The organism is Chitinophaga rhizosphaerae, assembly GCF_003958645.1.
Lineage (GTDB): Bacteria > Bacteroidota > Bacteroidia > Chitinophagales > Chitinophagaceae > Chitinophaga > Chitinophaga rhizosphaerae.
In genome coordinates, this window is record NZ_RXLO01000020.1 from 23,008 (window position 1) to 31,365 (window position 8,358).

The following is an 8,358-nucleotide window of genomic DNA, read 5'->3' on the forward strand; positions in this document are numbered from 1 at the left end:
CACGCATTGCCGCCAATAGTGAAGGCTACCGGTATGGCGCTATTGACAATCGCCAGCAAGTTGAAGTGGCTCGAGTTACGCGGACACGAAATTTCTTTGGGTTAAACAATAATAGTACATTTTCATCAAAGGATATCGGGCTTTGGCATCCAAAAAATCATTATAATTGATATCTTTATTATTCATAGAAAAGCACCACCCGATTTTGTCATCTTCTTTCTTTGTTTAAAATTATTTTGTAAATTTTTGCTTATTTCGCACATTTAATGCAATTAAGTACATGATTGCGAAAAAAAACCTCTACTTATGAATCTGCCCGAAAGACTTCGGTCCCTGTTCTTTTTTTTGTTTGTCGCCACATTGCCCGAATTAGCCTTTTCTCAAAAAACACCTGGCTCTCAAATAATTCCTCCTGCACCCAACGCGGCAAATATCGCTCAATTTGTTGCCACCCCAATGACACTTTACACCGGTACGCCACAAATAAACGTTCCGATATATACAATTAAGGTCGGCAGTTTTGAGTTGCCGATTTCTTTGAATTATAATGCAGGCGGGATTAAAGTAGCAGACGTAGCGTCCTGGACAGGTCTGGGTTGGAGCCTGAGCGCTGGCGGAGTAATTACAAGATCTGTAGTAGGCAGGCCTGATGAAACCCCATCCACCGGATACCTGAATGCAACTATTCCACCTCCTCCCACTGATGCTAACAGACATCTTTGGAATGAATTTGCGAATGGACTAAAAGATGGGGAACCGGATATATTTTACTATAATTTGCCAGGCAACTCGGGCAGATATGTTTTTCATAGTAACGACAGTATCCATCTTATCCCCAGGGAAAATCTTAAAGTGGCCGTAAAAGAAATCCAGAATGTATCATTTGCCGAAGACAATGGCGGGCAGGCTGATTGTATCGTTAAATGGGAAATCGTCGATGATAAAGGCATTATTTACCGGTTTAACGATTATGAAAAAAGTGTGTCATCCTCTCGGGACCAAAATCTGACCGGCACTACAGCCGGACCGCTAGCGATCAATAGTTGGTACCTGACTGAAATTGAGCTGCCTTCCGGTCAAAAAATCCTATTCTCCTACAACGTCGTTCCTATTGCGTATGATTTGCCTCCGGTTAAAACCAGTTATGCTGCGGTTCCCGTTTTTGGTACTCCCCAGCAAGGGAGTGCTTTTGCGCCTTCCAGCATAGTGCAGCGGCAGCTTAATAGGACAAAGCGATTGGCCGCGATAGAGTTTCCCACGGGAAAGGTCCGATTTATACCACATGCCACCGGCAGGGCAGATTTGATTGGTGATAATGCGCTTGACAAGGTCATTATCGAAAATGACCAGGCAGAGATCCTCAAGCAATACAAACTCACCTATCAGTACTTAATCGGTAACAGCCTGATTGATTATAATGCCGTTACTTTTTCCGGCGAACAGAATTTTTTAATCGGAAATACGATTTCACCTCCTTCATTTAGCCGCAGGCTAATATTGAAGAACGTGACGGAACAGGACAATAATGGCATAGCCATGAACACGGGAACGTCGTTTGATTACAATACTGACTTTGGTCTGCCCAATAGAGCTTCCGTGTATACTGATCACTGGGGCTATGCCAACAATCTTGACGATAGCGGCGCACCTGTACCTGCCCTTGAATTATTCTCAGTAGGAAACAGTACAGAATACTACATAACAGGAAAGTCAGTCAATTTTAATCTTGCCAGACAGGGGGCGCTACATAAAATAACTTATCCAACTGGAGGTTGGTCTACCTACGAGTATGAATCTAATGAAACGACTCCCGGGCCTTCGGTGCCGCCCACTATTACGAAATCTGAAGTCGCTTATAACTTATCATTGGCACACTACAAGTATAACGTTGATGGGTGGTATGAAGGATATGAGCATGAAATCCGGCCTGACGGAAATGGGAATTCGGTCAGACAGTATTACATTGAGTTCGAAATTAAATCGACCCAGAATACAAACCTGTTTGTAGTATTAGAGAATGTACCTTATCTGCCTGCGGGCGGGCTGAGATTTTACATCGAAAAAGTGTCCGATCATAGCTTGATCTGGCAGGGTAACGTGAATGGATCATTCCCGGTAACATTGTATCCAGGCGTATACCGGCTGTATCATTGCCCCTCCTATCCATTGCTGACTGCTCCTACGAATCCGGCATTTACCCAGATGCATAGTGCCAGTATCAGTGGTATTTATGAATTCATCACTAGCAATCCGGCGCCAGGGGAGCAAATAAAGGTTGGGGGGATCAGGGTCAAAAAAAACAATCTGTTTGACCCGGTTTCAATAAAAACTATTAGTAACAAATATACCTACATCATCGACGGATCGTCTTCCGGAACACTGGTATCTGCTCCATATTATAAATACCGGATTGCTGCACACAGACAATATACCCCTCCGGGCGGCGGCTCCGTAGATTGGGATGAAACTTATGATGTTCTTACTTTTAACTCCTGGTATCCGCTGAGCACTACACAAGGTTCGTATGTCGGATATTCCTATGTTGAAAACCAACAAATAGCGGAGGATGGATCTGTACTGGGCAAAACCGAATACTCTTTTACATCTCCCTTACAGAAACCCAATAAAACTTACCAGGGTTACTACGTTTACCCCAATCCGCCGGTCGATAACCGGGACTGGTTGCGAGGAAAACTCACACAGGAATATACATATAGCTTTGCGAATGGATCGTATACCCCTGTTAAAAAAACGACCAACGTTTTCACCGAGCAACTGGAACCAATAGGCACCAACATTGCTGTACAAACTAATGTATACAAAAGAAATTTTGCAAGTTCAGGGTTCGATGTGCTAGACATTGTGAGTTATAATTATTTCACAGGATTCATTTATCCTTCCAGGACCGACGAAACCCTTTTTGAAAATAGTAGCTACATCACTACGACCGTATCCACAGAATTCAGCTTAAAAAGCCTGCTGCCAATCAAAAGAACATTTCTTCGCAGCAATGGAGATTCAACAATCGAATATTACACATATCCCAAAGAATATCCTGCAGGGAATGCATTTATAGACAACCTGGTGCAAAAAAACATTGTTTCGGTACCCATCGAAACGGTCAAAACCAGGGTATCCGGAGGGCAGACCTATATTACCGGAGGGGATATTACCAAATACTATAATTCAGGAGGGGGAATGATAGAATTAACGAAGACCGCTGAATTGGCCCGCTCAGTACCATTGTCTTCCTTCAAATTCTCGAATGCACCGGCCGGCCAGTTACCAACTTCAAACAATGTTTCTGCATATGCTATAGACCCCGCTTACACGAACAGCTATCTGTTTACCGCATATGACCCGAAGTTGAATATCGGCGAATTACAGAAAGCAAATGATGTAAAAGAGGTTTATATATGGGGATATAAAGGCCAATATCCTGTCGCGAAAATAGTTGGCAGTGATTATGCCACCGTAACTTCCGTGGTTACGCAGGCGCAGATAGATGCTGCTACCAGCATAGCGAATAATGATGCGAACGTTCGAATTCTGCTGAATACATTGCGTACGCACGCCAGTACAAAGCATGCGTTGACATCAACATATACCTACAAGCCACTTGTAGGAATGACCAGCGCTACGGATCCATCCGGTAAAATTTCCATTTATGAGTATGATAGTTTCGGGCGGTTGAAAACAATCAAAGATCAGGATGGTAAGGTTCTAAAAGTCTTTGATTATAAGTACCAGGTGACCGGACAATAGGCATAGTTCAGATAGGTTGAATCGTCCTGAAAAAAGTTGACGGTTAATTCATATTCCCGGTTACGTTTTGTAACCGGGATTTTTCTTTTATGGACGATCAATATGAAAGTCGATCCCCCCATCAACCCGGAGAGTGTGAAATTGAGCTTGGAAGTAGAAGCCCCCAAGCCATCAGTAAAGTTGCCAGCTACAGCAATTTGCCTCCTTCCACCAGCTCCATCCACTCCACATTCGCCACTTTCATCATAAAATAAGGGTGCTCCTTCCCTTTCCTGCTCACCATCACCAGGAATGGCTCGTCGAAATACAGGTGCTTCACAGGCAATACTTCATCGAAGACTGCCGCGGCGCTATCCCTGATTACCGCTTCGCTTTCGATGATCACGCCTTTTTCATCCAGCTCGAAAGCGGTGCGCTGTTCCGCTACCTTTATTTGCAACATCTGTCCGCGGACCGCCACGAGCTGACCAATCAAATCCGAAAAAGCCGTGGACAAATTAAACCGCACCACCGGGATTTTGACCTCATCCTCCTCCCCGATGAAATATTTCCAGGCATGCCTGCCCTTCGCCTTTTCCTTCCGTCCTTTCGCGATCGCGGCCTGCACACGGCTGCGCATATTGGAAAGTTTTTCGCCCTCGCCGAACCCTTTCGCCAGGATCATCTCGTCCTGCTCCGGACCGGGCGTGAGGCGGATCACGAACCTGTCGTCGTCATTATAGTACAGCACCTCGATCTGCCCTGCCAGCGCATGGTTGAACACGGGCATGCCGAAGGCTTTCACGGTCGATTTCTTCCCGAAAACCATCCCGCCTTCCACTTTATCGAAAGGCACTGCAAAAGGTAAATTGCGCTGGAACGCCGCTACCACTTTTATCTCGTCGCCAATTACTTCCACTTCCGCCTGGTAGTCTCCCGGCAGCAGGGATTTCTCCTCCTTCCGCGATGCATTCAACCGGCGGATCAGCGGCAAGGTGCTTTCCTGGTCGCCGCCCATGAAGCCGCAAAGACTATCCCATGCCAACGCAAAACTCGCCGCATAAATGATATTGTCTCCCGGCTCCCCCGGGTGATTGGGCACGGGCACGAAAGCCGTCCGCATAGACGAATCGATGCGCACGGCACCGGTTTCCTTGCCGGGCGAGCCATGCCGCCGGCAACCCGCCATGAGTAAAAGTAAAATGGGGAAAATAAGGGTCCGATGCATAGGATGTAATCAGGTATTCAAAGATTCTTCTTCCCTTCGAACGTCCGCTTATACCAGCGAACGATCCGTTTTCCGGGCGAATTATAACTTTTCCAGCGCGCGTCGAGATGATGTTCCTTCCGCAGAAACGCAGCATCCGCCTCTTTTTGCGGCACTATCGATGCCGGATGCCTGATAGGCATGGGCAATTCCACGACGGGCATAAACGCGAACGGATCAGGCTTTTCAGCATGCGTGTGCGTAGACCCCGTCCCGAATCCGATATTGGTAATCAGGTTTACATTGGGCACGATGCTGAGCGCGCCTTCGAAGAAAGCGAGGAAATTGAACTGGTAATCCCAGGTGTTGATTTCGCCGGATTTGAGTTTCCGGAAAATGTACAGCCAGTCGCTCACAAGGAAGCGGTCTTTCATCACTTTTCTCAACGTAGCTTCGGCGCTTTCATCGGTATAACGGTCGAGATTGCGGTCGTATTGCCGCCAAACCCTCCGCCAGCTGGCCCATCCCCACACATTCAGATAACCGGAGAAATAATAGCTCCCTTCGCCCCACTGCCTGCCGAAATGCTTGTTGGTACCGGCGATATGGAAAATTTGCTCATGGTGCCGGTAACGCTCCAGCATCTGGTCGCAAAAAGCGAAAAAACCCGTGGCGGGGAGGCAATCATCTTCCAGCACGATCCCTTCTTCCTCGTTATCGAAAAACCAGGTGATGCCGTCGGAAACGGCGATTTTACAGCCTTTGTTGGTTTCGCTGAAAAGGGTCTTCACTTCGCAGTCCCAATCCACGTTCCGGACGATGCGGCGCACTTCCGCGCAACCGGCTTCATCGTCTGGCCGGCCGGCCCGCGGACCGTCGGCCGCTATGTACAGTCTGGATGGCCTGACGGCACGGATGCGGTCGAAAACCTGTTGTGTAGTGCCTGGCCGGTTGAAAACGATGAACAACACGGGCGATTGTACCTTATATTCTGTCATGTCCCAAAACAAACGGATCGCAGCGCCAATATGTTACAAATGGCCCTGCTTGCCTGATCTTCGTTCAAATGTAATAAATTTCTGATAGGAATGAGGTGGTGGATACCGTCCTTAAACCTTACATTTGCCCTCCTAAAGCAATTCCAAAAATTATGAACGCCGTCCCGAAGGTTTCCATCGTCATCGCCACATTCAACGCCATGGTGCATCTGCCCGAATGCCTCGCGTCTATCCAGCGGCTGGGGCGGACAGACCTGGAGATCGTGATCGTGGACGGAGGGAGTACCGATGGAACGGTGGAGTATGTGCGCTCGCTGGAATGGCCGCACCTGCGCTGGGTGAGTGAAAAAGACAAGGGGATTTACGACGCGCTGAACAAGGGCGCGCGCATGGCAAAGGGCACCTGGGTGCATTTCCTCGGGTCAGACGACCGGTTGCTGGAAGGCTTCTCCAGGCTGGCAGACCAGCTGAGCGATCCCGATACCATATATTATGCGAACAGCGAGGAATGGTATTACGGCGACAAGAAGCCCGACTACATCCTGCTCGGCGGCAAATTCAGCAATTACCGCATCGCCAAATACCCGGTGAACCACCAGGCGATCGTTTACCCCACAAAGATCTTCGCCACCCATTCCTACAACCTCAAATACCGGATCTTCGCCGACTACGCCCTCAACATCCAACTGTGGGGCAACCGGCGGTACAAAAAACGCTACGTTCCCCTTTTCATCGCGAGCTACAACATGAACGGCTTCTCCTCCACCATGCGCGATATGGAATTCCGGGCAGACAAGCCCGCGATGGTGCGGCAACACCTGGGCTGGCTGGTATTCTGGCGGCTGGAGCTGAAGCGATGGAAGAAGAAACGGGAAGGCGACCTCGACTGGTAAGCCGGATTCCATTACAAATCACGAAGGAAAAGAATTGCCGTTGATATGCGGGGAATGGTTGTTTTCTGCCGGCACCACGGAGAAAAATGAATGGGGATGCACGCGCAGGGCTTCTGCCAGCTCCAGGAGCGTAGACAGCTGCGGATCGATGTCGGCCCGCTCGATCTTGGAAATGCTGGCATGGTCTACCCGGCACATGGCGGCCAGCCTCCGAAGGCTGAGCCCCGCAGATTGCCTGATCTTTCTGATGTTCTGACCAATGGCTTTCCTTTCTATATGCTGGTTGCCGTTCGCCATGCGATTGCGGCAGCCAAATTGACTTTTTTCTTTCCAAAAGTTGTTGGGCCTTGGCCCAACACGGCAAAATTTCCTTAACTTCCCATTGACAAATTCATCCAAATCCATGACCGAGCACCCCCTTCACGAAAAGATCCTCAACTTCCTGGAACGTTTGCAACAACTGGGCCCCACGTTCGTACACATCCGGCTCACCGGCAACGAAACCCATTACCTGCACAACCAGCCCATCCGCTCCGTTTCCGTGGATGGCGAACCTTACACTTCCCAACATTATTTCCCGGCTTCCCCCGTTTCATCCAGCGTCATTATCCTCGCAAAAGATATTCACCCCCGGTGAATTTTTAATACATTATGGACATCATACCAACCGGGCATTCCTGCCCGGTTTTTTTATCATGATAAGCCACCCTGCTTTCAATTGTAAAACCAGGTCCTTATATTTATACATATTTAATTTTATTTAATCCCTTACACTACACACCCACATGAAGAAACTGCTATTGCTGTTTGGCGTATGCCTGACTTCCACCTGTGCCTTTTCCCAATCTTTTATGCACGGCGCCGGTATTTCGGCGTTTTTCGAGAAGTATAAGGACGTAGACATGAGCACCGCCATCGGTTTCACCTACTCCCCACGCCTCAATTTCGTGGAATCCGAAAGCATGTCCGTTTCCGTCGGCATTCCCATCAGCCTGGCCTTCTCCGGCAGCGGCCAGTACAATTCCCGCGAGGGGGCGACGGAAGATTTCAAACTGGGCATCCTCATCAACGCACCCGTGATCGTGAACCTCAACTTCGGCGCAGGCTCCACGCCCGATAACGAAAGCCGCCTGGGTGGCTTCATCGGCGGCGGCGGCGGCTTCCATTGGGGCGCTTCCACCGACCAGCTGGACCAGAACAGCAACGTGAAAAACGTAGGCGGCACCACTTTCGGGTACACCGGCAACGCCGGCGTACGCTTCGCCTTGGGCGATATGGGCAATACCCTGGAAATCAAAGCTTCCTACTTCAAAGGCGTCAACGAAAACAAAATGGACCTTATCGGCATCGCGGGCATTTTCAACTTCTGATCCCCCGATCCATCGATACAACTAAAATACTCTGCACTGAAAGTGCAGAGGTTTGGGTATGCCGGACTAAAGTCCTACTCCAGCATTAAATTTTCAGCATTAGCACCTGGGTCATCCTTGTGGTGATCCAGGTATTCTTGCACCAT

At 48.7% G+C, this 8,358-nt stretch carries 7 protein-coding genes; 4 read left to right on the forward strand and 3 right to left on the reverse strand.

The window, feature by feature from the left end; translation table 11 throughout:
• Positions 1–306: 306 nt before the first annotated feature.
• Entirely contained in the window at positions 307–3,765 is a 3,459-nt protein-coding gene (locus tag EJ361_RS25030; protein ID WP_126249319.1) for an RHS repeat domain-containing protein, read from the forward strand.
• A 187-nt stretch (positions 3,766–3,952) separates the two neighbouring features.
• Here EJ361_RS25030 and EJ361_RS25035 read toward each other — a convergent pair whose 3' ends face one another.
• Together EJ361_RS25035 and EJ361_RS25040 are read right to left on the reverse strand one after the other, a co-directional pair.
• Positions 3,953–4,972 (reverse strand): hypothetical protein, encoded by a 1,020-nt coding sequence (locus tag EJ361_RS25035; RefSeq protein ID WP_126249320.1) that lies wholly within the window; start codon positions 4,970–4,972, stop codon positions 3,953–3,955.
• 17 nt (positions 4,973–4,989) lie between these two features.
• On the reverse strand, positions 4,990–5,949 hold the full coding sequence (locus EJ361_RS25040; protein ID WP_205687114.1) for a hypothetical protein: 960 nt from the start codon (positions 5,947–5,949) through the stop codon (positions 4,990–4,992).
• Positions 5,950–6,101: 152 nt separating this feature from the next.
• On the opposite strand from EJ361_RS25040, the gene EJ361_RS25045 reads away from it, so the two are divergent.
• A complete protein-coding gene (locus tag EJ361_RS25045; protein ID WP_126249321.1) occupies positions 6,102–6,842 on the forward strand; it encodes a glycosyltransferase family 2 protein in 741 nt (246 codons plus the stop codon).
• A gap of 18 nt (positions 6,843–6,860) precedes the next feature.
• Here EJ361_RS25045 and EJ361_RS25050 read toward each other — a convergent pair whose 3' ends face one another.
• Positions 6,861–7,139, reverse strand: coding sequence for a helix-turn-helix domain-containing protein (locus EJ361_RS25050; protein ID WP_164714420.1), 279 nt, complete (start codon positions 7,137–7,139; stop codon positions 6,861–6,863).
• Between the two features lie 106 nt (positions 7,140–7,245).
• Between EJ361_RS25050 and EJ361_RS25055 the strand changes: the two genes are divergently transcribed.
• Entirely contained in the window at positions 7,246–7,479 is a 234-nt protein-coding gene (locus EJ361_RS25055) for a hypothetical protein (RefSeq protein WP_126249323.1), read from the forward strand.
• 148 nt (positions 7,480–7,627) lie between these two features.
• Positions 7,628–8,212 carry a hypothetical protein gene (locus EJ361_RS25065; protein ID WP_164714421.1) on the forward strand — a complete coding sequence of 195 codons (585 nt, stop codon included), beginning with the start codon at positions 7,628–7,630 and terminating at the stop codon, positions 8,210–8,212.
• Positions 8,213–8,358 lie beyond the last annotated feature (146 nt).